Source organism: Pseudomonas sp. NPDC008258 (genome assembly GCF_042956345.1).
Classification (GTDB): domain Bacteria; phylum Pseudomonadota; class Gammaproteobacteria; order Pseudomonadales; family Pseudomonadaceae; genus Aquipseudomonas.
Map to the genome: position 1 here is coordinate 94,786 of NZ_JBIBGE010000020.1, position 21,650 is coordinate 116,435.

Consider the following 21,650-nt stretch of genomic DNA (forward strand, 5'->3'; position numbering starts at 1 on the left):
TCGTACAGGCAGCCGCGCCGCGCGCTGTCGAGGGCACGCTCATGCTCGATTTGTACCTGTTCCAATTGCTCAACGGCCTGGGCCTGGGGATGATCTACTTCCTCATCGCCGTGGGCCTGACGATCATTTTCGGCCTGCTCAACTTCGTCAACTTCGCCCACGGCGCGTTCTTCTTGCTGGGCGCCTACCTGTGCTACACCGCCGTGGCCATCACCGGCAACTTCTGGCTGGCACTGCTGATCGCGCCGCTGGTGGTGGCCGCGCTGGCCTGGGTGGTGGAGCGCCTGTTGATCAAACGCATCTATCACCTGCCGCACACCTTCCAGATCCTGGTCACCCTCGGCATCGCGCTGATCATCCAGGAAGCCTCGGTGCTGATCTGGGGGCCGGTGGGCAAGAACATTGCCGTACCGCCGGAGCTGCGCGGGGTGCTGATCCTTGGTGACTTCATCTACCCCTATTACCGCCTGTTCCTGATCGGTTTCGCCGCGTTGATCGGCCTTGGCCTGTGGCTGCTGCTGGAGCGCACCCGCTTCGGCGCGCTGGTGCGGGCCGGCAGCGAAAGCACCGAAACCGTGTCGCTGCTGGGCACCAATATCTTCCGCCTGTTCTCCCTGACTTTCGCCCTGGGCGTTGGCCTGGCCGGCGTGGCCGGTGTGCTGTTCGCGCCACTGCGCGGTGCCCAGCCGTTCGTCGGCCCGGAAATCCTCGGCATCGCCTTCGTGGTGGTGGTGATCGGCGGCATGGGCTCGTTCGGCGGCGCACTGGTCGGCGGGCTTTTGGTGGGTGTGGTGCAAAGCATGATGACTAGCCTCTGGCCGCAAGGCGCCAGCCTGATGATCTACGGCGCCATGGCTGCGGTGATCCTGGTGCGTCCCTATGGCCTGTTCGGGAGAGCTTGAGATGAGCGATAAAAACCCATTGCCCGTGGCCAAGGGCCGCGCACCAGCGCTGCTGTTGCTGGTTGTCGCCAGCCTGGTGGCGCTGCCGCTGGTGCTGCCGTCGGCCACCCTGGCCACCGAGATCCTGATATTTGCCCTGGCCGCGCTGGCCTGCAACCTGCTGCTTGGCTACACCGGCCTGCTGTCGTTCGGCCAGGGTATCTTCTTTGGCGTGGGCGCCTATGGCGCAGCGCTGCTGATGATCCACCTGCAGTGGGGCATGTTCGCCGCACTGCTGGGCGCAGCCGTGTTCGGCGCCTTCCTCGCGCTGCTGGTGGGCGCCCTGGCGATCCGCCGCACGGGCATCTACTTCGTGATGCTGACCTTGGCCTTCAGCCAGATGGCCTACTTCCTGGCCTACACCCTCAGCGGCTGGACCGGCGGTGACAACGGCCTGCTCGACGTACCCCGGCCCAATATCGAAATTGCCGGGCATGTACTGGTCGACCTGGCAGACCCGCGGCATTTCTACGTGTTCGTCGCCGTGCTGTTCCTGCTGATTTTCGCCGGTGCCCTGCGGGTGATCCGCTCGCCTTTCGGCAGCACGCTGCTGGCCATCCGTGAAAACGAAACCCGCGCTGCCGCCATCGGCTACGACACCCGCCACTTCAAGATCCTGGTGTTCATGCTGTCGGGCGCCATCACCGGTATCGCCGGGGCGCTGTACGCCATGCTGCTGCACTTCGCGCCGCTGTCGAACATCGACCTGATGATGAGTGAAAACATCCTGATCATGACCATTGTCGGCGGTACAGGCTCGCTGTTCGGCTCGCTGCTGGGGGCCGGCGCCATCGTGATGCTCGGCGATGTGCTGTCTGAGCTGTGGCCGCGCTGGCTGATGCTGCTGGGGGTGATCCTGATCCTGGTAGTGGTGTTCATGCGTGGTGGCCTGTGGGGTGGCCTGGCTGAACTGGGCAAGCGCCTGCTGGCAATGCGCAACACCAACGACAAGCCCCAGGCCAAAGCCAAGGAGACCCTGTGATGAGCGACTACCTCCTGGAAACCCGTCAGCTGGAACTGGCCTACGGGCCGTTCAAGGCGGTTGCAGGTGTGGACCTGAAAGTCCGCGCCGGCACCATCCACACGGTCATCGGCCCTAATGGCGCCGGCAAGACCAGCCTGTTCCACTGCCTGACCGGCGAGCGCCAGGCCACTGGCGGCAAGATCCTGTTCAACGGCAAGGACATCATTCGCAAACCTTCCCATGGGCGAGTGGCGCTGGGCATGGCGCGGTCGTTTCAACTGACCAGCCTGTTCCAGAACCTGTCGGTACGCGAAAACCTGCGCCTGGCCGCCCAGGGCCGCGATGGCCTGGGCGCGCTGAACTTCTGGCGCAGCGTAGAGCACAAGCGCAGCCACTGGAACACCGCCGACCAGGTACTGGAGCGCCTCAAGCTCACCGCCCGTGCCGACACCCTGGCTGGCGAGCTGTCGCACGGCCAGCAACGGGTGCTGGAGGTGGGCATGTCGATCTGTGCGCAACCCACCTTGTTGATGCTCGACGAGCCCACCTCGGGCATGGGCATCGACGACATTCCGGTGATGACCGACCTGATCAGCGACCTGGGTCGCGACCATACCGTGCTGCTGATCGAGCACAACATCAGCATCGTCATGTCGATCAGCCAGCGCATCACCGTCATGAGCCACGGCCAGATCCTGGTCGAAGGTACCCCTGAACAGGTGCGCAACGACGAGCGCGTGCGCACCGCCTACCTTGGAGAGGCCGCCTGATGCTCAACGTCGATTCGATCCACTCCTACTACGACAAAAGCCACGTGCTCGAAGGTGTGTCGCTGAAGGTTGAAAGCGGCGAGCTGGTGACCCTGCTGGGGCGCAACGGTGCCGGCAAGACCACCACCCTGCGCAGCATCCTCGGCATTGTCCGACCTCGCCAGGGGCAAATCAGCTTCAACGGCCAGCAACTGGTCGGCCGCGAAATATTCGATATCGCCCGGCTGGGCATTGCCTTGGTGCCGGAACACCGCGGCATCTTCCGCCAGCTCAGCGTCGAGGAGAACCTGAAGATTGCCGTGCGCAAGACCAGCCGCTGGCAGCTGGAGGATGTGTACGGCATGTTTCCGCGGCTGAAGGAGCGGCGCCGTAATGGTGGGTTCGCGCTGTCCGGTGGCGAGCAGCAGATGCTGGCCATCGCCCGTGCCCTGCTTAACGGGCCCAAGCTGCTGATCCTCGACGAGCCGACCGAAGGCCTGGCGCCGGTGATTGTCGACGAGCTGGTGAAGATTCTGCGGCGGATCAAGGACGAAGGGCTGTCGATCCTGCTGGTGGAGCAGAACCTGATGGTCTGCGATGCACTTGCTGACCGCCATTACGTGCTGGAGCAGGGTCGGGTTGCCTATCAGGGCAGTGCGGCGCAGTTCCGTGAGGACCCGAGCATCAAGAACCGTTACCTGGCCCTTAGCGCCTGATAGCGACCTTGTTTACCTGTGCCGGCCTCTTCGCGGGCTCGCCCGCTCCCACAGGGGCATCAATTCCCTCAGGACTGTGCAGTACCTGTGGGAGCGGGCAAGCCCGCGAAGAGGCCGGCACAAGCAACCCAGTAATTTCAGGAGAGATGAACCATGAATACCCGCATCGATCCATCGCAGCACATGCTCGGCCAAGGCCCCCTGGTCAGCCGCGAACGCCTCTGGCAATCGCTGATGGACCTGGCCCGGCTCGGCGCCACCGCCAAGGGCGGCGTATGCCGCCTGGCCCTGACCGACCTCGACCGCCAGGCCCGCGACCTGTTTGTGCGCTGGTGCGAAGAAGCCGGCTGCACGGTCAGCATCGACGCCATCGGCAACATCTTCGCCCGCCGCCCTGGCCGCAACCCTGCCCTGCCGCCGGTAATGACCGGCAGCCACATCGACACCCAACCCACCGGTGGCAAGTTCGATGGCTGCTACGGCGTCATGGCCGGCCTGGAGGTGATCCGCACTCTCAACGACCTCAAGCTGACCACAGAGGCCCCGCTGGAAGTGGTGGTGTGGACCAACGAAGAAGGCTCGCGCTTCCCGCCCTGCATGATGGGTTCGGGCGTGTTCGCCGGTAAATTCGGCCTGCAGGAAACGCTGGACAAGGTCGACGACCAAGGCCTGTCGGTAGGCGCCGAGCTGCAACGCATCGGTTACGCCGGCCCGCGTGTCCCCACCGGGCATGCTGTGGGTGCCTACTTTGAAGCGCACATCGAGCAAGGCCCGGTACTGGAGGACCAGCGCACCACCATTGGCGTGGTACAAGGCTGCCTGGGGCAGAAATGGTTCGACCTGGTGCTGAGCGGTGTCGAGGCGCACGCCGGCCCTACTCCGATGCACCTGCGCAAAGACGCCCTGGTCGGCGCGGCCGAGGTAGTGGTAGCCATCAACCGCGTGGCCCACGCCCACCAGCCGCACGCCTGCGGCACGGTCGGCTGCCTCGCGCTGCACCCTGGTTCGCGCAATGTCATCCCTGGCCAGGTACACATGACCATCGACCTGCGCCACCTCGACCCCGGGCACCTCGCCGCCATGGTCAGCGAAGTGCGCGCAGCCATCGAGGCCAGCACGATAAAGCACGGGCTGAGTTTTGAGCTGACGCCGACTGCCGACTTCCCACCCCTGTACTTCGCCGACCAATGCGTGGACGCCGTGCGTCAGGGCGCGCGCGAGCTGGGCCTCAGCCACATGGACATTGTCAGCGGCGCCGGCCACGACGCTATCTTCCTTGCCGAACTTGGCCCGGCCGGGATGATATTCGTGCCGTGCGAGGGTGGCATCAGCCACAACGAAATCGAAAACGCAGCGCCACAGGACTTGGCCGATGGCTGCGACGTGCTGCTGCGCGCCATGTTCCAGGCCGCCAACCCGGGAGGCCGTTGAGATGACCCAGAAAACCGCGATTGGCGAGTTCACCGCCGTCGAACTGCTCGAACTCTACCAGCGGCGCCAGTTGTCACCAGTGGAGGTAGTAGACGATGTGCTGGCGCGCATCGACCTGCACAACCCGGCGGTCAACGCCTACTGCCATGTCGACGGCGAAGGTGCCCGCGCCGCCGCCCGCGCCAGCGAACAGCGCTGGCAGCGTGGCGAGCCCTGCGGCCGGCTGGACGGCGTACCCGCCTCGATCAAGGACCTGACCCTGACCCGCGGCATGCCCACACGCAAAGGTTCGCGCACCACCTCGGGTGCAGGCCCTTGGGACATTGATGCGCCGTTCAGCGCCTTCATGCGCGATGCCGGCGCGGTGCTGGTGGGCAAGACCACCACACCCGAGTTCGGCTGGAAAGGCGTGACCGACAACCCGCTGTATGGCATTACCCGCAACCCCTGGGATACCCGCCTGACCGCAGGCGGCTCGTCGGGTGGCGCGGCCGCCGCCGCTGCACTGAACCTGGGCGTGCTGCATCAGGGCAGCGATGCGGGTGGCTCGATCCGCATCCCTTGTGCCTTTACCGGCACCTTCGGGATCAAACCAACCTTCGGTTACGTACCGCAATGGCCAGCCAGCGCCATGACGGTGTTGTCGCATCTGGGGCCGATGACGCGCACCGTGGACGACTCGGTGCTGATGCTCGACTGTGTGGCCCGGCCCGACGCACGAGACGGCCTGGCCGGGGCGCCACGGCAAGCGCCGTGGCTGGGCCAGGAGCCAGACCTGAGCGGCCTGCGGATCGCCTACAGCGCCAACTTTGGTTACGTGCAGGTCAACCCGCAGGTTCAGGCGCTGGTGGCCCAGGCAGTGCAGCGCCTGGCGCGGCTGGGCGCGCAGGTTGAGGAAGTCGACCCCGGCTTCGGCGACCCGCTGGAAACCTTCAATACCCTGTGGTTTGCGGGCGCGGCGCGGCTGGCCAGTGCACTCAGCGGTGAACAACGGGCAGTGCTCGACCCAGGGTTGCGCTGGATTGCGGAGCAAGGTGCACAGATCAGCCTGAGCGAATACACCCAGGCGCTGGAGGCTCGGGCAGATCTGATCGCGAAGATGAATGCCTTCCACCAGCGCTATGACGTGCTGCTGTCACCGATGTTGCCGCTGGTGGCGTTCGAGGCAGGCCACAATGTGCCGCCTGGGTCGGGGATGGCGCAGTGGATGGAGTGGACACCGTTCAGTTACCCCTTCAATCTGACCCAGCAGCCGGCAGCTTCGGTGCCGTGCGGGTTCACTCGCGAGGGGTTGCCGGTAGGGCTGCAAGTGGTGGCCGGGCGCTTTGCCGATCAGCAGGTGCTGCGGGTCTGCAAGGTGTATGAGCAGCATTACCCAAGCCGGCACCTGCAGGCACCGATAACCGGCTAAAATCGCTAACTGTGCCCTCCCTGTGGGAGCGGCCTTGTGTCGCGAAAGGGCCGCAAAGCGGCCCCGGCAATTCCAGCTGTGCAGCGGCATTCCCCGGGGCTGCTGCGCAGCCCATCGCGACACAAGGCCGCTCCCACAGGTACTGCATGGGCCCTCAGCCCAAACGCCCCGCTGGGGCATAGGGCGCCGGGTCGATGATTGGCTCGGCGCCGGTCAGCAAATCGGTAAACAGCTGGCACGAAGCTGGCGCCAGCACCAGGCCGTTACGGTAATGCCCGCAGTTCAGCCACAACCCCTCATGCCCAGGCACCGGCCCGATGTAAGGAACGCCTTCCGGCGACCCAGGCCGCAGCCCGGCCCAGTGCCCCACCACCGTGGCCCCCTCAAGCTCAGGCAACAACTCCACCGCCGACGCCTTCAGGCTTTCCAGCGCGTCAAGGGTCGGGGTCTTGTCATACCCGGCATGCTCCAGCGTGCTGCCCACCAGAATGTGCCCATCACGGCGCGGGATGGCATAGCGCCCCTTGGCCAGGACCATGCTCGGCAAAAAGTCTTCAGCACACTTGAACAGGATCATCTGGCCCTTCACCGGCTCAACCGGCAGTTCAAGACCAAGGGTTTTCAGCAGGTCGCCACTCCAGGCCCCCGCACTGAGCACCACCTCATCCGCCGCCAGCACGCCATCGGCCGTCTGCACACCGGTCACACGCCCGCCCTGCTGAACGAAGCCGGTAATCTGGCAGTGTTCGCGCAAGGTCACGTTCGGCAATGCCAGCAGCGCCGCTTTCAGCGACTTCACCAGACGCGGGTTGCGCACATTGGCCACGCCGGCCATGTAGATGGCCCGCTTGAAGCCCGCGCCCAGCACCGGCACCGCGTCGTAGGCCGCCGAGATATCCACTGCACTCAGTGGCCGCTGCTCACGCTCGGCCCAGGCCAGCGCTTCGGCTTCGTCATCCAGGTCGAGCCAGTACAGGCCCGTGGTGTGTACTTCGGGGTCGACGCCGGTGCTGGCGAACAAACGCTCGCCCAGCTGTGGATAAAAATCCTGCGACCAGTGCGCCAAAGCGGTTACTGCCGGGCTGTAGCGCCACGGGTACAGCGGCGAAACAATGCCGCCACCCGCCCACGACGACTCACGGCCGACCTCACCCTGGTCACACACCACCACCTGCCGGACCTTCGCCGCCAGGTTGAACGCCGTCAGCAGGCCGATCACCCCGCCACCGACCACCACTACTTGCTTGCTCATCTGTCGATCCAACACCTGAAGTAAAACCGCGATGCACCGGGCATCATTCAACCTTCAGCTTCCCCAGCAGTGCCCGCTGCCACCAAGGGCACCGGGATTGCTGCGCACGCCGGCCTGGTCGAGCTGGAAGTCGCCACAACCATCCTGCGCCATCAGCCCATGCGGCAGCCGCCGGGCGCGCAGCGTGAAGGTATCGCTGTCGCGTTGGGCCTGCAGGCTGTAATAGCGGGTACCGTCGGGCAAGGCCGGGTCGCCCTCGGCGTATTGGCCGGTGCGCACGCGGTGGCGCTCCAGGCGCAGGGCGGCATCATGCAGCAGGCCAACCACTTCGCTGCGTGCGGCTCGCCGAAGCTGGTCGCTGTAACTGGGGTAGGCAATGGCTGCCAGAATGCCGGTCACGGCCAGCACAATCAACAACTCGATAAGGCTCAAGCCTTGCTGCATGTCAGTCTCCTCGCAATCTTTGCCGCCAGCTGATGCGTCGGGTTGTACCGTCGGCCACGGCGTAGACGGCTTCCAGTACATGCCGGGGCTGGGCTTGCTTGCTGACGGCGGTAATCCGGAACAGGGTGACCGGCTGCCCTTCAGGCACGTGCGCGGCACGTTTGCTGATACCCAGGTTCTGGAGATGGAAATAGCCGGTTGGAGTGCGCTGCCATGGCCCTGCCAGATCGTGCGGTCGGGCTGGTGGCAGGCATGCGCCGCAAGCGTCTGGCGGCGCCCGTTCGAATTCTCGCGCCCCAGCCTGCAAAGCGGCCTCTGCCTCTTCCAGCGCCAACAGGCCATCGCTCAGGTAGCCGGCCATACGTGTTTCCACCAGCGCGTCACGCATTGCGGATGCAGCGAGCAGGCCTAGCAGCATGCTGAGGACCAAGGCCAGTAGAAGCACCACACCACGCTGGCGACTCATGAGGCGGGGGCCGGGTTGCGCAATGCGACGCTCAGCTCATGGTGCTGTTCTAGCTTGAGCGTGGGTTCGTAAAGCATCAGGGTGATATCCACCCGCGCCCCTTCCGCCAATTGCACGCGCTGCAGACGCATCGCCTGCACATTCTCAACCAACGGTTGAAAATTGCTTTTTCCGCGCTTGAACTTCAGCGTTTTGCCTTCGAGCTGATAGACATACCGGCTGACCGGGTACACCAGTGAGTACCCGGTCTTGCGCTCTTTATCCACAGAGGTTTTCTTGAGGCAATCGGTGTGCAAAAACCAGTCAGGTGCGCCAGCCTGCCCAGGCAACTCCGCCACGACCAGGCTCAGGGTGGATGCCTCGACCATCAACGGGCGGGCGAATAACTGGTGAAGTGTCGGGTCATAGAAATCTGAGGGTTCCAGGCGCAAGCAACCGAACATCCCGGCCATGCGTATATCCTGAGCCATGCGCAGCAACGCTTGCCGTGCCTCATCCTGCATGCGCACCGAAGTGCTTTGCAGGCGCCAGGTATGATGAGCCGACGTGAAAAGCTGGCTGGCCGCAGCCAGCAGCATCAACCCGATAGCTAGCGCCAGCATCAACTCCAGCAAGCCAAAACCACTTTGGACGCGCCTCATCGACGCCCCCGTTCAAGCTCACTGTGCGCCGCCATTGCCGCCTGCCCATCACGGCGCGCGCTCTCCGTGGCCTGCAATGCCTGTAGTTGCAGCCCTGCCGCTGCAAACATACCCGCAGCCACGACCACTACAGCCAATAAAACCTCCAGCAGCGTCATGCCCCGTTGCCTCGCGTGCATCCTTGCACCTCCTGCGACTTTTCCCGCAATTGCCTTGAATGTGGCCGACTAGACCGTTTGGCCAGCGAACGTGAAGCTATAGCCAAGCACTTCCAGGGAGGAATGCACGGTGAAGCAACGCGGCGTAACACTGATACAAATGTTGTCGGCCTTGGCAGTGGCCGTCTTGCTGACACAGCTCGGCGTGCCGGCCTACGCCAGGATGAGCGACGACCTACACAGGGCAGCGGCAGCCCGTGACCTGGCGCAAGCGCTGCGCAGTGCGCGCAGCCACGCCATTCTGCAAAGCCAGCCAGTGCTGGTGCAGGCGTTGGACAGTGATTGGGGGAAAGGATGGCGTGTGCTGCTGGAGCACAATCAGCAGTTGTTGCGCGAGCAACGCCTCTCAAAGCCGATGAAGATCTTGGCCAATACTGGCGACCAAGTGAAGTTCAGTGCATCGGGGGTGCCGCTGAGCAAACACAATGGAATGTTGTCTGGGCGGCTGGAACTGTGTGAGAAAACCGCTGCGACCAGCCTGCATCGCGTGGTGATGGCTAGCAGCGGGCGAATCAGCCTGCGTACAGGCAAACCGGAAAACCGGTCGCTGTGCGCAGGCCTTTGATCAGATCAGCGAGCGAACCCGCAGCTCTTTGGGCATCGAGAAGGTGATGTTCTCTTCACGCCCGTCCAGCTCTTCAGCGCCGGTAGCGCCCCAGGCCTTGAGCTGCTCGATCACGCCACGCACCAGCACTTCGGGGGCCGAAGCGCCAGCGGTGATGCCAATACGCGCCGACTGTTCAAACCAGACCTGTTGCAGGTCCTCGGCACCGTCGATCAGGTAGGCCGGGGTGCCCATGCGCTCGGCCAGCTCGCGCAGGCGGTTGGAGTTGGAGCTGTTCGGGCTGCCCACCACCAACACCACGTCGCACTCACCGGCCAGTTGCTTCACGGCGTCCTGGCGGTTCTGGGTGGCGTAGCAGATGTCGTCCTTGCGCGGGCCACCGATGTTCGGGAAGCGGGCGCGCAGGGCATCGATGACGCGGCTGGTGTCGTCCATCGACAGCGTGGTCTGGGTGACAAAGGCCAGGTGGTCCGGGTCGCGCACCTGCAGCTTGGCAACATCCTCTTCGTCTTCGACGAGGTAGATGGAGCCGCCGTTGCTGGCGTCGTACTGGCCCATGGTGCCTTCGACTTCCGGGTGCCCTTCGTGGCCAATGAGAATGCACTCACGGCCGTCGCGGCTGTACTTGGCTACCTCGATATGCACCTTGGTCACCAGCGGGCAGGTGGCATCGAACACTTTCAGGCCACGGCCAGCGGCTTCCTGGCGCACGGCCTGGGAAACACCGTGGGCACTGAAGATGACGATGACATCGTCCGGCACCTGGTCCAGCTCTTCGACGAAGATGGCGCCGCGGTTGCGCAGGTCTTCCACCACGAACTTGTTGTGCACCACTTCGTGACGCACATAGATCGGCGGGCCGAAGACTTCCAGCGCACGGTTGACGATCTCGATCGCCCGGTCGACCCCCGCGCAGAAGCCGCGAGGGTTGGCGAGTTTGATTTGCATGCTCGGCTCCAGGCTTACAGGGCCTTCACCTCGAGGATCTCCACCTCGAAGGTCAGGGTCTTGCCAGCCAGTGGGTGATTGAAGTCGATGGTCACCTGGTCGTCATCGAACGCTTTGACCACACCCGGCAGCTCGGTGTTGGCGGCGTCGTTGAAGATGATCAGCAGCCCTTCGGACAGCTCCATGCCTTCGAAATTGGACCGCGGCATGACTTGCACATTCTGCGGGTTGGGCTGGCCGAAGGCGTTCTCCGGGGCCACCACCACAGTGCGCTTGTCACCGGCCTTGAAGCCGAACAGCGCGCTTTCAAAGCCTGGCAGCAGGTTGCCGTCGCCCACCTTGAAGGTGGCCGGGGCCTTGTCGAACGTGCTGTCGACGGTGTCGCCGTTTTCCAGGTGCAGCGCGAAGTGCAGGGTGACTTCGGTGTTCTGGCCGATACGGGTGTCAGTCATGGACCGGATCCTCGGACTTCTTGCTCTTGAACATATCCAGCGCCAGCATCACCGCACCAACGGTGATGGCGCTGTCGGCCACGTTGAAGGCCGGGAAATAATGGCGGTTCTGCCAGTGCACCAGGATGAAGTCGACCACATGGCCCAGCACGATGCGATCGTACAGGTTGCCAATGGCGCCACCCAGCACCAGTGCCAGCGCCACGGCCAGCCACGTCTCGTTGCGCCCCAGGCGCTTGAGCCACACCACCAGTACGGCACTGACCACCACGGCAATCAGGGCAAACAGCCAGCGCTGCCAGCCGGCACCGTCAGCCAGGAAGCTGAAGGCTGCGCCGGTGTTGTAGGCCAAGGTCCAGCTGAAGTAGTCAGGGATGACGACAATCTGCTGGTACATGGTCAGGGCGTTGTTGAAATACAGCTTGGTGGCCTGGTCGACGACCAGGACCAGCAAGCTCAGCCAAAGCCATGCAAGGCGCCCGAAGCGCCCCACTGCCGGGTTAGGCATAGTGACGCACCTCGCCCGAGCCGGTCAGGTTGTCGACGCAACGGCTGCAGATTTCCGGGTGCTCCGGGTGGCTGCCAACGTCGGCACGGAAGTGCCAGCAACGGCCGCACTTGGCGTGGCCGGACTTGACCACTTTCAGCTTGAGGCCTTCGACTTCGGTGGCCACGGCATCAGCCGGCGCCTGTACGAACGGCACCACGCTGGCGGCAGAGGTGATCAGCACGAAGCGCAGCTCGTCGCCCAGCTTGCCCAGGTCGGCGCTCAGGCCTTCGTCGGCGTACAGGGTAACTTCGGCCTGCAGGTTGCCGCCGATAACCTTGGCGGTACGCTGGTTTTCCAGCTCCTTGTTGACCGATGCCTTCACGGCCATCACGCGGTCCCAGTAGGCGCGGTCCAGCTCGGTGCCTTCCGGCAGCTCGCTCAGGCCCTGGTACCAGCCGTTGAGCATCACCGACTCGTTGCGCTCGCCTGGCAGGTACTGCCAGATTTCATCGGCAGTGAACGCCAGGATCGGCGCGATCCAGCGCACCAGCGCTTCGCTGATGTGGTACAGCGCGGTCTGGCAGGAACGGCGGGCGACACTGTTGGCGCCAGTTGTGTACTGGCGGTCCTTGATGATGTCGAGGTAGAAGCCGCCCAGCTCCTGCACGCAGAAGTTGTGCACCTTGGAGTAGACGTTCCAGAAACGGTACTCGCTGTAGTGTTCTTCCAGCTCGCGTTGCAGCAGCAGGGTACGGTCCACGGCCCAGCGGTCCAGTGCCAGCATGTCTTGCGGGGCCAGCAGGTCGCGGGCCGGGTCGAAGCCGGACAGGTTGGACAGCAGGAAGCGTGCGGTATTGCGGATACGGCGGTAGGCGTCGGCGCTGCGCTGCAGGATCTGCTCGGAAACCGCCATTTCACCGGAATAGTCGGTAGCGGAAACCCACAGGCGCAGAATGTCGGCACCCAGGGTGTTGTTGACCTTCTCCGGCTCGATGGTGTTACCCAGCGACTTGGACATCTTGCGGCCGTTTTCGTCCACGGTGAAGCCGTGGGTCAGCAGCTCGCGGTAAGGCGCATGGTTGTCGATGGCGCAACCGGTCAGCAAGGAAGAGTGGAACCAGCCGCGGTGCTGGTCGGAGCCTTCCAGGTACAGGTCGGCGCGTGGGCCGGTGGCGTGGCCGATGTCGTGCGAGCCGCGCAGCACGTGCCAGTGGGTGGTACCCGAGTCGAACCACACGTCGAGGGTGTCGGCGATCTTGTCGTACTGGTCGGCTTCAGCGCCCAGCAGCTCGGCGGCGTCCAGCTTGAACCAGGCTTCGATGCCCTCCTGTTCGACGCGCTTGGCCACCGTTTCCATCAATTCGACGGTGCGCGGGTGCAGCTCGCCGGTCTGCTTGTGCAGGAAGAACGGAATCGGCACGCCCCAGTTGCGCTGACGCGAGATGCACCAGTCCGGGCGGTTGGCGATCATCGAATGCAGGCGGGCCTGGCCCCAGGCCGGCACGAACTTGGTCTCTTCGATGGCTTTCAGCGCGCGCTCACGCAGCGGCTCGCCGGTGGAAGGCTGCTTGTCCATGCCCACGAACCACTGCGCGGTGGCGCGGTAGATCAGCGGGGTCTTGTGGCGCCAGCAGTGCATGTAGCTGTGGCTGATGGTTTCGGTGTGCATCAGCGCACCGACTTCGCTCAGCTTCTCGACGATGGCCGGGTTGGCCTTCCAGATGAACTGGCCGCCGAAGAACTCCAGCGACTCGACATACACGCCGTTGCTCTGCACCGGGGTAAGGATGTCGTCGTTGACCATGCCATAGCGCTTGCAGGTGACGAAGTCATCTTCACCGTAGGCAGGTGCCGAGTGCACTACGCCAGTACCGGCGCCCAGTTCGACGTAGTCGGCCAGGTAGAGCGGCGACAGGCGATCGTAGAACGGGTGGCGGAAATTGATCAGTTCCAGCGCCGAACCTTGCGCGGTGGCGATCACCGAGCCTTCCAGGTTGTAGCGCTTGAGGCACGACTCGACCAGCTCTTCGGCCAGCACCAGCAGGCGCTCGCCAGTGTCGACCAGGGCGTATTTGAACTCCGGGTGGATGTTCAGCGCCTGGTTGGCCGGGATGGTCCACGGGGTGGTGGTCCAGATCACGATGGCAGCAGGCTTGGCCAGCGAAGCCAGGCCGAAGGCGGCAGCCAGCTTGGCCTCGTCGGCAACCGGGAAGGCCACGTCAATGGTCTGGGACTTCTTGTCGGCGTACTCGACTTCGGCTTCAGCCAGCGCCGAACCGCAATCGAAGCACCAGTTCACAGGCTTGAGGCCCTTGAACACGAAGCCTTGCTTGACCATTTCGGCCAGGGCGCGGATTTCGCCGGCCTCGTTGGCAAAGTTCATGGTCTTGTACGGGTTGTCCCAGTCACCCAGCACGCCCAGGCGAATGAACTCGGTCTTCTGCCCTTCGATCTGCTCGGCGGCATACTCGCGGCACAGCTCGCGGGTGCGGTCGGCAGACAGGTGCTTGCCGTGGGTTACCTCGACCTTGTGCTCGATCGGCAGGCCATGGCAGTCCCAGCCCGGTACATACGGCGCGTCGAAGCCGGCCAGGGTCTTGGAACGGACGATCATGTCCTTGAGGATCTTGTTCAGCGCATGACCGATGTGAATCTTGCCGTTGGCATAGGGCGGGCCGTCGTGCAGGACGAACTTGGGACGATCCTTGCCAATTTCGCGCAGCTTCTGGTACAGGCCAATGCTGTCCCAGCGCTGCAGGATCTGCGGTTCGCGCTGAGGCAGGCCGGCCTTCATGGGGAAGGCGGTGTCCGGAAGGTTAAGCGTGGCTTTGTAGTCGGTCATTTCAGGCTCTTCGTTAGCGGTTGAGCGTGCCAATGTGCACGTGCGGCGGCGATATCCGCATCGATCGCCGACTTCAGCGCCTCCAGGGAGGCGAATCGCTGCTCTTCACGCAGCTTGTGGTGGAACTCCACCGTCAGGCGCCGGCCGTAAAGGTCGCCGGCATAGTCCAGCAGATGAATTTCCAGGTGCGGGCGCCCATCACCAGCAACGGTGGGGCGCACGCCGATGTTGCCGACACCCGGCCAGGCCTTGCCGTCGATCTCGATGCTGGCCAGGTAGACCCCGGACAGCGGCACGCGGCGGCGCTTGAGCTGGATGTTGGCGGTAGGTGTGCCGAGCTGGCGGGCCAGCTTCTGGCCATGCAGCACGCGGCCAGTGATGCTGTACGGGCGGCCCAGCAGGTGTTCGGCCAGCTCGAAGTTGCCTTCGGACAGGGCCTTGCGCACTTCGGTGCTGCTGACCCGCAGGCCGTCCTGGATCACCGTATTGGCAGCTTCGACGGTAAAGCCGTACTGCTTGCCGGCTTCGACCAGGAAGGCGAAATCGCCAGCACGGTCACAGCCAAAGCGGAAGTCATCGCCCACTTCGAGGTGGCGCACACCCAGGCCATCGACCAGGATGGCCTTGACGAAGGCGTCGGCGCTGAGCTTGCTCAGGCGCTGGTTGAACGCCAGGCACAGCACCCGGTCGATGCCTTCGGCGGCCAGCAGCTCGACCTTGTCGCGCAGGCGGGCCAGGCGCGCCGGTGCGGTCTCGGGGGCGAAGTACTCGCGTGGTTGCGGTTCGAAGATCACCACGCAGGTCGGCAGGCCCAAGGCCTGGCCGCGCTCGCGCAGGCGCGCCAGGATTGCCTGGTGGCCGCGGTGAACCCCGTCGAAGTTGCCAATGGTGGCGACACAGCCCCGGTGCTCGGGGCGCAGGTTGTGAAGACCTCGAACCAGCTGCATAACGCGCTTCTTGCTCATAAAGTGGCCGATTATAACCACACCCGGGCGCTGGTGACAGGCAGCAGCGCCCAAGGGCGGCGTGGAATGCGAAAAACCGACGCCTGACCCGCCCGAAGCCTTAGTGCAGGGCCTTGCGGGCGAAATGCCGGGGCCGGAAGCCGCACAGGTACAGGCAGCCGAAATACGTCACGACACCTGCCAGGATCAGCGCCCCAAGCCGCAGGAAGCGCTCCAGCATGACGCCCTGCTCCCAGGCTGGCATATAGTGCATGCCCGCCAACAGTACTGCCGACATCAGCGCCACCGCCAAAACAAGCTTGAGCAGGAACACTGCCCAGCCTGGCTGCGGCTGGAACAACTGCTGACTGCGCAGCTTCCAGAACAGCAAGCCGGCATTCAGGCAGGCACCAAGGCTGATCGCCAATGCCAGGCCGGCATGCGCAAGCGGGCCGACCAGGGCAAGGTTGAACAACTGGGTACAGACCAGGGTGAAAATCGCGATCTTCACGGGTGTGCGGATATTCTGCTGCGCATAGAAGCCGGGTGCCAGTACCTTGACCAGAATGATCGCCAGCAAGCCTATGGAATACGCCATCAGTGCCCGCTGGGTCATGGCCGCATCAAACGCACTGAACTTGCCATATTGAAACAGCGCAACAGTCAGCGGCTCGGCAAGAATGGCCAAAGCCAGCGTGCAGGGCAGCACCAGCAGGAAGCAAAGGCGCAGGCCCCAGTCGAGTATCCGCGAGTATTCCTCGCGGTCCTTGTTGGCGTAGGTCTTGGCCAGGGTTGGCAGCAGGATGGTGCCCAGGGCCACGCCCAGCACGCCGGAGGGCAGCTCCATGAGGCGGTCGGCGTAATACATCCACGACACCGAACCGGCCACCAGGAAGGAGGCAAAGATGGTGTTGATGATCAACGAGATCTGGCTCACCGACACGCCCAGGATTGCCGGCAGCATCTGCTTCAGTACGCGCCATACACCCGCGTCCTTGAGGTTCAGGCGCGGCAACACGAGCATGCCGATCTTCTTCAGCGCTGGCAGCTGGTACAGCAACTGCGCCAGGCCACCGGCCAGCACGCCCCAGGCCAGCGCCATGATCGGCGGGTTGAAGTACGGCGTCAGCAGCACGGCGAAGGCGATCATTGCCACGTTCAGCAGGGTCGGCGTGAAAGCCGGCACTGAAAAGCGGTTCCAGGTATTGAGGATCGCACCGGCCAGGGAAGACAGCGAGATCAGCAATATATAAGGAAAGGTCACCCGCAACAGGGCGGTGGTCAGTTCGTACTTTTCAGCGTTGTCGACAAAACCGGGGGCCGTCGCCCACACCACCCACGGCGCCGCCAGGATGCCAATGGCAGTCACCACGGCCAGGACCAGGGTCAGCAGGCCGCTGACATAAGCGATGAAGGTGCGCGTCGCTTCCTCGCCCTGCTGGGTCTTGTATTCGGCCAGAATCGGCACGAACGCCTGCGAGAACGCGCCTTCGGCAAAGATGCGTCGCAGCAGGTTGGGCAACTTGAACGCGATAAAGAAGGCGTCGGTGGCAACGCCGGCACCAAAGATGCGGGCCAGGATGGTGTCACGAACGAAGCCCAGCACCCGTGAAATCATGGTGATCGAGCTTACTGCAGCCAGGGATTTGAGCAGGTTCATCGAAAAGATTCACGCCAATGACAGAGGACGCTGCCAGACAGCGTCCGAATGTGCGATACTCCCGCGCCTTCGCAGGGGAGCCAAAAATTCCCGAGTGTACAGGTCGCGCAGCAGAAAGGAATCTTTCCCTCTTGTTGGCGCACCGCTCGGCGGAACCTTGCAGGTGGCCTTGACAACCGGTCTACTGATCGGCATGATTCGCGGCCTATTTTGTTTGCTATTTACCTAAAGTCTTTCGAGGAGCTCGACGGTGGCCAACACACCTTCCGCCAAGAAACGTGCAAAACAGGCTGAGAAGCGTCGCAGCCACAACGCCAGCCTGCGTTCCATGGTCCGTACCTACATCAAGAATGTAGTTAAAGCCATCGACGCAAAAGACGCCGAAAAAGCGCAAGCCGCTTACGTTCTGGCTGTACCTGTAATCGACCGTATGGCCGACAAGGGTATCATCCACAAGAACAAGGCTGCTCGTCACAAAGGCCGTCTGAATGGCCACATCAAGGCGCTGAAAGAAGCTGCAGCTGCCTAAGCGACGTGCAAGTCGAAAAGCCGACCCTAGGGTCGGCTTTTTGTTGCCTGCGATTTGTGCTTGCGGGCACGGCCCCATGCGGGACTCGATCTCTGTGGGAGCGGCCTTGCGTCGCGAAAGGGCTGCGGAGCAGCCCCTGCAATCTCAGTTTATGCACTGAGACCGAGGGGCCGCTACGCGCCCCTTTCGCGACGCAAGGCCGCTCCCACAAAAAAACGGGGCCGCGCTTGGCGGCCCTACTTTTACATTACTTCGCGATCTGAATCTTCGGCGCCCACTGCAGCCATTCATCCTCGGCCTTGTCGAACAAGGCAAAGGTCTGCTGCGGCCGTGCCGGGTTACCCATTTGCTCGCCATCCGGCGTAGCAAAAGCGATACCGCCATCGATCAGGGTTTCTACCGACTCGGTCCGCACCGTAGCGCCCTTGAACAAACCCCAGTCGAAGCCGAAGCCACTGCTGTTCCAGAAGCGGCTGCCACTGCGCACCAGGGCGGCATAGCGTGGCTCGATGAGGATATGGATCAGCACGCGGTCAGCACTCTGGCCCAGCTCGAAGCCCGTCACCTTGCCAACCGCAACTTCACGATACGTCACCGGCACACCTGGCTTGATCGAACCACGGCGCGGGGCACTGAGCGTCAATGGCAACCCGACTTCCGGCCCCGCCACCTGCGGCGCATCGGCCAAAGCGATGAAGTCACGCTGCGGACCACGGTCCTTGGCTGCCGGCTGCACTTCCAGGTACTGCCCGCCAATCAGGGTGTCGAGGTTCTCGGTACGCACCAGGCCCAAGGCCGGCTTGACTACCCAGAACTGCGTACCGGCACGGGCGATACGGTCCGCTGCCTCGGTAATACGCGCTCGCAGCAGCACTGCTTGCAGGTCGTCAGTCAGGTCGACGCTTTCGATACTGCCCACATCCAGGCCACGGAAGCGGATTGCAGTGCCCGGTTTCAGGCCATCTGCACGGTCGACACGGATGGTGATCAACGTACCCGCGCGGTTTACCGCTTCCTGGCTGTCATGCAGGCGGAAGCGCGGAATGTGGCGCTTGAGTGCTACGTCGGGGCGCGGTGTGTCGAAGGCGATACCACCCGCCATCAGCGTTTGCAGTGACTCACTCTTGATCTTGATCCCCGACAGGCCGCCCGTCAGGGTAATACCGCTGACGTTCCAGAAGCGCGACGAGCCGTTGACCAGCTTCTCGTACTCCTTCTCGATGTGCACGCCAATCAGGATCCGGTTGCTGTTGCGGGCAAACTGATAGCTCTGCACGCTGCCCACCTTTACCTGGCGGTACATCACCGGGCTGCCGATTTCCAGCGAACCCAGGGTATCGGCGAACAACACCATGTGCAGGCCCGGGGCCTTGAGGTCGAGCGGCGGCGCCTTGGCCCGCGCCTCAAACTCACGCTCGGGCCGCGCACCCTTCTCGCCCGGGCGAATAGCGATGTAGTTACCTTTGACCAGCGCTTCCAGGCCGGTGATGCCCGCCAGGGAAATCGACGGCTTGACCACCCAGAACTGCGTACCTTCGACCAGATAATCCTCGGTCAGAGGGTCCAGCGTCAGCTCGGCGGATGCGCTGGACAGGTTGTCCTCCATCTTCAGGGCTTTCAGCGAACCCACCTGGATGCCCTTGTACATGACCGGCGTGCGTCCTGCCTGCAGGCCTTCGTAGTCGCTCAGTTTCACTTTGACCCGGATGCCCGCCTGGGCTGCATCGAAGTCTTCGTACAGGCGGAACGGCAGGCTCGGGTCGGTAGGTGGGCTGTCTTTGCGGTACTCCGGCGTAGCAAAGGCGATACCACCGGCAACGATGCTCGACAGCGACTCGCTACGCACTTTCACGCCAGACAGCGAAGCATCGATGCTGACGCCGCTGGCATTCCAGAAACGCGTATGCTTGCGCACCAGGCTGGCGTAGGCCGGCTCGATGAACACCTTGACCTCTACAGTGCTCTGGTCCTCGGACAATCGGTAGCTTTTTACCCGGCCAACCTGGATCTGCTTGTAGAACACCGGGCTGTCACGGTTGAGAGAGCCCAACCTGTCGGCCTTGAGGGTCAGGTGCAGGCCTGGCTCCGTGTCCGAGAGCGGCGGCGCTACCTTCAGCGCGGTAAAGCGTTTGGTGCGCTCGCCCTCCCCCGGGCTAACGGCGATGTAGTTACCCGATACCAGGGTTTCCAGGCCGGAAATACCTGCCAGGCTGACACTGGGCTTCACCAGCCAGAAGCGTGTGCCTTTGGTCAGGTGAGGTTCGGCGGCCTTGTTCATCTCGATGGTCGCGATCACTCCCTGGTTGTCGCCTTCGGCGTCAAGCACCAGGCTAACCACCTTGCCAACCGGCATGCCCTTGTAGATCACCTCGGTCTTGTTGGCGACGATACCCTCGCCTGACTCGAAACGGACTTCAATTTGCACCCCGGCATCCCGGTAGGCTTGCCACGCCAGCCAGCCACCGATCATCAAGGCGATCAGGGGCAGGATCCAGATGGCCGACCAGTTCGAGGCTGGGCGGGTTTTAGCCGTTGGCAGGTCACTCATGGTCGTCATCCGACTCCGTGTTATCCCAAATCAGTCGGGGATCGAAAGTTAAAGCGGCAAGCATCGTCAGGATCACCACAGTTGCAAAGGCGACAGCGCCCAGATTGGCTTCTACACTGGCTATTCGGCCGAAATTCACCACCGCCACCAGGATGGCGATGACAAAGATGTCCAGCATGGACCAGCGCCCAATGAATTCGATGAAGCGGTACATCAATATCCGTTGCCGCGCCGAAAGCGGCTGGTGTCGCTGAACGGAGTACAACAGCAAGCCAATGCCCACCAGCTTGAACGTGGGCACCAGGATGCTGGCAATGAACACCACGGCAGCAATGGGCACCATGCCGTGCTTGAGCAGGGTGATTACGCCGGACATGATCGTGTCAGGGCTGCCTTGGCCCAAGGTGCTCACGGTCATGATCGGCAGGATATTGGCCGGGATGTACAGGATCGACGCCGCAATCAGCAGCGCCCAGGTCCGCACGATACTGTTCGGCCGGCGAGCATGCACAATGGCGCCACAGCGTGTACAGGTTTGCGAAGTGCTGCCTGGCACTTGCCTGTTTAGTTCATGGCATTCATTGCAGACAACAATGCCTGCATCAATCGCCCGCATGCAGGTCCTCCCCCGATAGTGCACTCCAGATCTGGTGCGGTGACATCACCACCTCCAGCCATACCTGAACCAATAACAAGCTGATAAAGCAGAACAGCCCAAGCCCTACGGTGAGCTCAGCCAGGTCCACCAGCTTGACGATGGCGACCAGCACGCCCATGAAATAGACCTCGAGCATGCCCCAGTCACGCAGGTGGTGATAGATGCGATAGAACAACAGGCCGAAGCTGCGCCCCACGTTCAAGCGGATACTCAACAGTACCGCCAGCTGGCAGAGCAGTTTTGCCAGGGGGATGGCCATGCTGCACAAGAACACCACCACGGCCACGCCGCGCATTTCCGAGTTGTACAGGCCCAGCACGCCGCTCCAGACAGTGTCGTCAGAAGTCTGACCAAGCAAGTGCAGCTGCATGATCGGCAGGAAGTTGGCCGGCACAAACAGTAGCAAGGCGGTCAGTACCAGGGCCAGGCTGCGGTTGACCACATTATGCCGGTGGGCATAAAGCTCGTAGCCACAGCGCGGGCACTGGGCTTTTTCATCGTGCTGGAGCACGGGCTTGCGCAGCAACAGGTCGCATTCATGGCAAGCGACAAGCTCGTCCAACGGCAAATGGGCCAGGGTTTCGGGATCGACAGAGTTGGGCATATAGCGCTTCTGAATAGGTGCGTGGGGCTATTCTAGTGTTCTGGCTCGAATTGTGGGAGCGGGGGTTGGTGTAGGGCCTGGCTTTTTGGCCCACAAAGACAAAACCCCTACCTGCATGCGCAGATAGGGGTTTTGCGAAATGAATCTTGACGATGACCTACTCTCACATGGGGAAAC

At 63.1% G+C, this 21,650-nt stretch carries 22 protein-coding genes; 8 read left to right on the top strand and 14 right to left on the bottom strand.

Going from position 1 to position 21,650, the window contains the following annotated elements:
- Positions 1–41 precede the first annotated feature (41 nt).
- The 6 genes from ACFY9W_RS17425 (at position 42) to ACFY9W_RS17450 (ending at position 6,212) form a co-directional block, all read left to right on the top strand.
- Positions 42–902 carry a branched-chain amino acid ABC transporter permease gene (locus tag ACFY9W_RS17425; RefSeq protein ID WP_391132383.1) on the top strand — a complete coding sequence of 287 codons (861 nt, stop codon included), beginning with the start codon at positions 42–44 and terminating at the stop codon, positions 900–902.
- Between the two features lies 1 nt (position 903).
- On the top strand, positions 904–1,923 hold the full coding sequence (locus ACFY9W_RS17430) for a branched-chain amino acid ABC transporter permease (protein WP_391132385.1): 1,020 nt from the start codon (positions 904–906) through the stop codon (positions 1,921–1,923).
- Positions 1,923–2,675, top strand: coding sequence for an ATP-binding cassette domain-containing protein (locus tag ACFY9W_RS17435; RefSeq protein ID WP_391132388.1), 753 nt, complete (start codon positions 1,923–1,925; stop codon positions 2,673–2,675). The genes ACFY9W_RS17430 and ACFY9W_RS17435 overlap by 1 nt, the downstream gene beginning before the upstream one ends.
- Positions 2,675–3,370, top strand: coding sequence for an ATP-binding cassette domain-containing protein (locus tag ACFY9W_RS17440; protein WP_391132390.1), 696 nt, complete (start codon positions 2,675–2,677; stop codon positions 3,368–3,370). The genes ACFY9W_RS17435 and ACFY9W_RS17440 overlap by 1 nt, the downstream gene beginning before the upstream one ends.
- 153 nt (positions 3,371–3,523) lie before the next feature.
- Positions 3,524–4,801 (top strand): allantoate amidohydrolase, encoded by a 1,278-nt coding sequence (locus ACFY9W_RS17445; RefSeq protein ID WP_391132392.1) that lies wholly within the window; start codon positions 3,524–3,526, stop codon positions 4,799–4,801.
- Position 4,802: 1 nt separating this feature from the next.
- The gene (locus tag ACFY9W_RS17450; RefSeq protein ID WP_391132394.1) at positions 4,803–6,212 is read left to right on the top strand and encodes an amidase; all 1,410 of its coding nucleotides are present in this window, start codon (positions 4,803–4,805) and stop codon (positions 6,210–6,212) included.
- A 154-nt stretch (positions 6,213–6,366) separates the two neighbouring features.
- Here the strand turns inward: ACFY9W_RS17450 and thiO are convergent, their stop codons facing one another.
- From thiO to ACFY9W_RS17475, 5 genes are read right to left on the bottom strand one after another with little or no spacing between them, the layout of a single operon-like run.
- On the bottom strand, positions 6,367–7,464 hold the full coding sequence (gene thiO, locus ACFY9W_RS17455; RefSeq protein ID WP_391132396.1) for a glycine oxidase ThiO: 1,098 nt from the start codon (positions 7,462–7,464) through the stop codon (positions 6,367–6,369).
- 54 nt (positions 7,465–7,518) lie between these two features.
- Positions 7,519–7,908, bottom strand: coding sequence for a type IV pilin protein (locus ACFY9W_RS17460; RefSeq protein WP_391132398.1), 390 nt, complete (start codon positions 7,906–7,908; stop codon positions 7,519–7,521).
- Position 7,909: 1 nt separating this feature from the next.
- Positions 7,910–8,374, bottom strand: coding sequence for a hypothetical protein (locus ACFY9W_RS17465; protein ID WP_391132400.1), 465 nt, complete (start codon positions 8,372–8,374; stop codon positions 7,910–7,912).
- A complete protein-coding gene (locus ACFY9W_RS17470; RefSeq protein ID WP_391132402.1) occupies positions 8,371–9,015 on the bottom strand; it encodes a prepilin-type N-terminal cleavage/methylation domain-containing protein in 645 nt (214 codons plus the stop codon). Before ACFY9W_RS17470 ends, ACFY9W_RS17465 begins: the two co-directional genes overlap by 4 nt.
- Positions 9,012–9,194 carry a prepilin-type N-terminal cleavage/methylation domain-containing protein gene (locus ACFY9W_RS17475; protein WP_391132404.1) on the bottom strand — a complete coding sequence of 61 codons (183 nt, stop codon included), beginning with the start codon at positions 9,192–9,194 and terminating at the stop codon, positions 9,012–9,014. Before ACFY9W_RS17475 ends, ACFY9W_RS17470 begins: the two co-directional genes overlap by 4 nt.
- 109 nt (positions 9,195–9,303) lie before the next feature.
- Between ACFY9W_RS17475 and ACFY9W_RS17480 the strand changes: the two genes are divergently transcribed.
- Positions 9,304–9,798, top strand: a complete 495-nt coding sequence (locus tag ACFY9W_RS17480; RefSeq protein ID WP_391132406.1) for a GspH/FimT family pseudopilin — start codon at positions 9,304–9,306, stop codon at positions 9,796–9,798.
- Here the strand turns inward: ACFY9W_RS17480 and ispH are convergent, their stop codons facing one another.
- The 6 genes from ispH to murJ form a co-directional block, all read right to left on the bottom strand.
- Positions 9,799–10,746, bottom strand: coding sequence for a 4-hydroxy-3-methylbut-2-enyl diphosphate reductase (gene ispH / locus ACFY9W_RS17485; protein ID WP_391132408.1), 948 nt, complete (start codon positions 10,744–10,746; stop codon positions 9,799–9,801).
- Positions 10,747–10,760: 14 nt separating this feature from the next.
- Positions 10,761–11,198 (bottom strand): FKBP-type peptidyl-prolyl cis-trans isomerase, encoded by a 438-nt coding sequence (gene fkpB, locus ACFY9W_RS17490; protein WP_012270371.1) that lies wholly within the window; start codon positions 11,196–11,198, stop codon positions 10,761–10,763.
- A complete protein-coding gene (lspA, locus tag ACFY9W_RS17495) occupies positions 11,191–11,706 on the bottom strand; it encodes a signal peptidase II (protein WP_119368747.1) in 516 nt (171 codons plus the stop codon). Before lspA ends, fkpB begins: the two co-directional genes overlap by 8 nt.
- Complete coding sequence (gene ileS, locus ACFY9W_RS17500) at positions 11,699–14,530, bottom strand: isoleucine--tRNA ligase (RefSeq protein ID WP_391132411.1); 2,832 nt, start codon at positions 14,528–14,530, stop codon at positions 11,699–11,701. The genes lspA and ileS overlap by 8 nt, the downstream gene beginning before the upstream one ends.
- Complete coding sequence (gene ribF, locus ACFY9W_RS17505) at positions 14,527–15,477, bottom strand: bifunctional riboflavin kinase/FAD synthetase (RefSeq protein ID WP_391132413.1); 951 nt, start codon at positions 15,475–15,477, stop codon at positions 14,527–14,529. The genes ileS and ribF overlap by 4 nt, the downstream gene beginning before the upstream one ends.
- A gap of 118 nt (positions 15,478–15,595) precedes the next feature.
- Positions 15,596–17,134: a murein biosynthesis integral membrane protein MurJ gene (gene murJ / locus ACFY9W_RS17510; protein ID WP_391132415.1), complete on the bottom strand. Its 1,539-nt coding sequence runs from the start codon at positions 17,132–17,134 to the stop codon at positions 15,596–15,598.
- A 250-nt stretch (positions 17,135–17,384) separates the two neighbouring features.
- On the opposite strand from murJ, the gene rpsT reads away from it, so the two are divergent.
- Complete coding sequence (rpsT, locus tag ACFY9W_RS17515; RefSeq protein ID WP_003247625.1) at positions 17,385–17,663, top strand: 30S ribosomal protein S20; 279 nt, start codon at positions 17,385–17,387, stop codon at positions 17,661–17,663.
- 247 nt (positions 17,664–17,910) lie between these two features.
- Here rpsT and ACFY9W_RS17520 read toward each other — a convergent pair whose 3' ends face one another.
- Genes ACFY9W_RS17520 through ACFY9W_RS17530 form a run of 3 tightly spaced genes read right to left on the bottom strand, consistent with a single transcriptional unit; the run spans position 17,911 to position 21,473 of the window.
- Positions 17,911–20,211, bottom strand: a complete 2,301-nt coding sequence (locus ACFY9W_RS17520; protein ID WP_391132417.1) for an MlaD family protein — start codon at positions 20,209–20,211, stop codon at positions 17,911–17,913.
- The gene (locus ACFY9W_RS17525; RefSeq protein ID WP_391132419.1) at positions 20,204–20,827 is read right to left on the bottom strand and encodes a paraquat-inducible protein A; all 624 of its coding nucleotides are present in this window, start codon (positions 20,825–20,827) and stop codon (positions 20,204–20,206) included. The genes ACFY9W_RS17520 and ACFY9W_RS17525 overlap by 8 nt, the downstream gene beginning before the upstream one ends.
- Complete coding sequence (locus ACFY9W_RS17530) at positions 20,814–21,473, bottom strand: paraquat-inducible protein A (protein ID WP_391132421.1); 660 nt, start codon at positions 21,471–21,473, stop codon at positions 20,814–20,816. The genes ACFY9W_RS17525 and ACFY9W_RS17530 overlap by 14 nt, the downstream gene beginning before the upstream one ends.
- Positions 21,474–21,650 lie beyond the last annotated feature (177 nt).

Coding starts and splice junctions, on each gene's coding strand:
- ribF (WP_391132413.1), bottom strand. CDS start 15,477: ATGCAGCTGGTTCGAGGTCTTCACAACCTGCGCCCCGAGCACCGGGGC.
- ispH (WP_391132408.1), bottom strand. CDS start 10,746: ATGCAAATCAAACTCGCCAACCCTCGCGGCTTCTGCGCGGGGGTCGAC.
- ileS (WP_391132411.1), bottom strand. CDS start 14,530: ATGACCGACTACAAAGCCACGCTTAACCTTCCGGACACCGCCTTCCCC.
- fkpB (WP_012270371.1), bottom strand. CDS start 11,198: ATGACTGACACCCGTATCGGCCAGAACACCGAAGTCACCCTGCACTTC.
- ACFY9W_RS17520 (WP_391132417.1), bottom strand. CDS start 20,211: ATGAGTGACCTGCCAACGGCTAAAACCCGCCCAGCCTCGAACTGGTCG.
- ACFY9W_RS17470 (WP_391132402.1), bottom strand. CDS start 9,015: ATGAGGCGCGTCCAAAGTGGTTTTGGCTTGCTGGAGTTGATGCTGGCG.
- murJ (WP_391132415.1), bottom strand. CDS start 17,134: ATGAACCTGCTCAAATCCCTGGCTGCAGTAAGCTCGATCACCATGATT.
- thiO (WP_391132396.1), bottom strand. CDS start 7,464: ATGAGCAAGCAAGTAGTGGTGGTCGGTGGCGGGGTGATCGGCCTGCTG.
- ACFY9W_RS17475 (WP_391132404.1), bottom strand. CDS start 9,194: ATGCACGCGAGGCAACGGGGCATGACGCTGCTGGAGGTTTTATTGGCT.
- ACFY9W_RS17450 (WP_391132394.1), top strand. CDS start 4,803: ATGACCCAGAAAACCGCGATTGGCGAGTTCACCGCCGTCGAACTGCTC.
- ACFY9W_RS17440 (WP_391132390.1), top strand. CDS start 2,675: ATGCTCAACGTCGATTCGATCCACTCCTACTACGACAAAAGCCACGTG.
- ACFY9W_RS17425 (WP_391132383.1), top strand. CDS start 42: ATGCTCGATTTGTACCTGTTCCAATTGCTCAACGGCCTGGGCCTGGGG.
- ACFY9W_RS17435 (WP_391132388.1), top strand. CDS start 1,923: ATGAGCGACTACCTCCTGGAAACCCGTCAGCTGGAACTGGCCTACGGG.
- ACFY9W_RS17430 (WP_391132385.1), top strand. CDS start 904: ATGAGCGATAAAAACCCATTGCCCGTGGCCAAGGGCCGCGCACCAGCG.
- ACFY9W_RS17530 (WP_391132421.1), bottom strand. CDS start 21,473: ATGCCCAACTCTGTCGATCCCGAAACCCTGGCCCATTTGCCGTTGGAC.
- ACFY9W_RS17460 (WP_391132398.1), bottom strand. CDS start 7,908: ATGCAGCAAGGCTTGAGCCTTATCGAGTTGTTGATTGTGCTGGCCGTG.
- ACFY9W_RS17525 (WP_391132419.1), bottom strand. CDS start 20,827: ATGCGGGCGATTGATGCAGGCATTGTTGTCTGCAATGAATGCCATGAA.
- ACFY9W_RS17465 (WP_391132400.1), bottom strand. CDS start 8,374: ATGAGTCGCCAGCGTGGTGTGGTGCTTCTACTGGCCTTGGTCCTCAGC.
- ACFY9W_RS17445 (WP_391132392.1), top strand. CDS start 3,524: ATGAATACCCGCATCGATCCATCGCAGCACATGCTCGGCCAAGGCCCC.
- lspA (WP_119368747.1), bottom strand. CDS start 11,706: ATGCCTAACCCGGCAGTGGGGCGCTTCGGGCGCCTTGCATGGCTTTGG.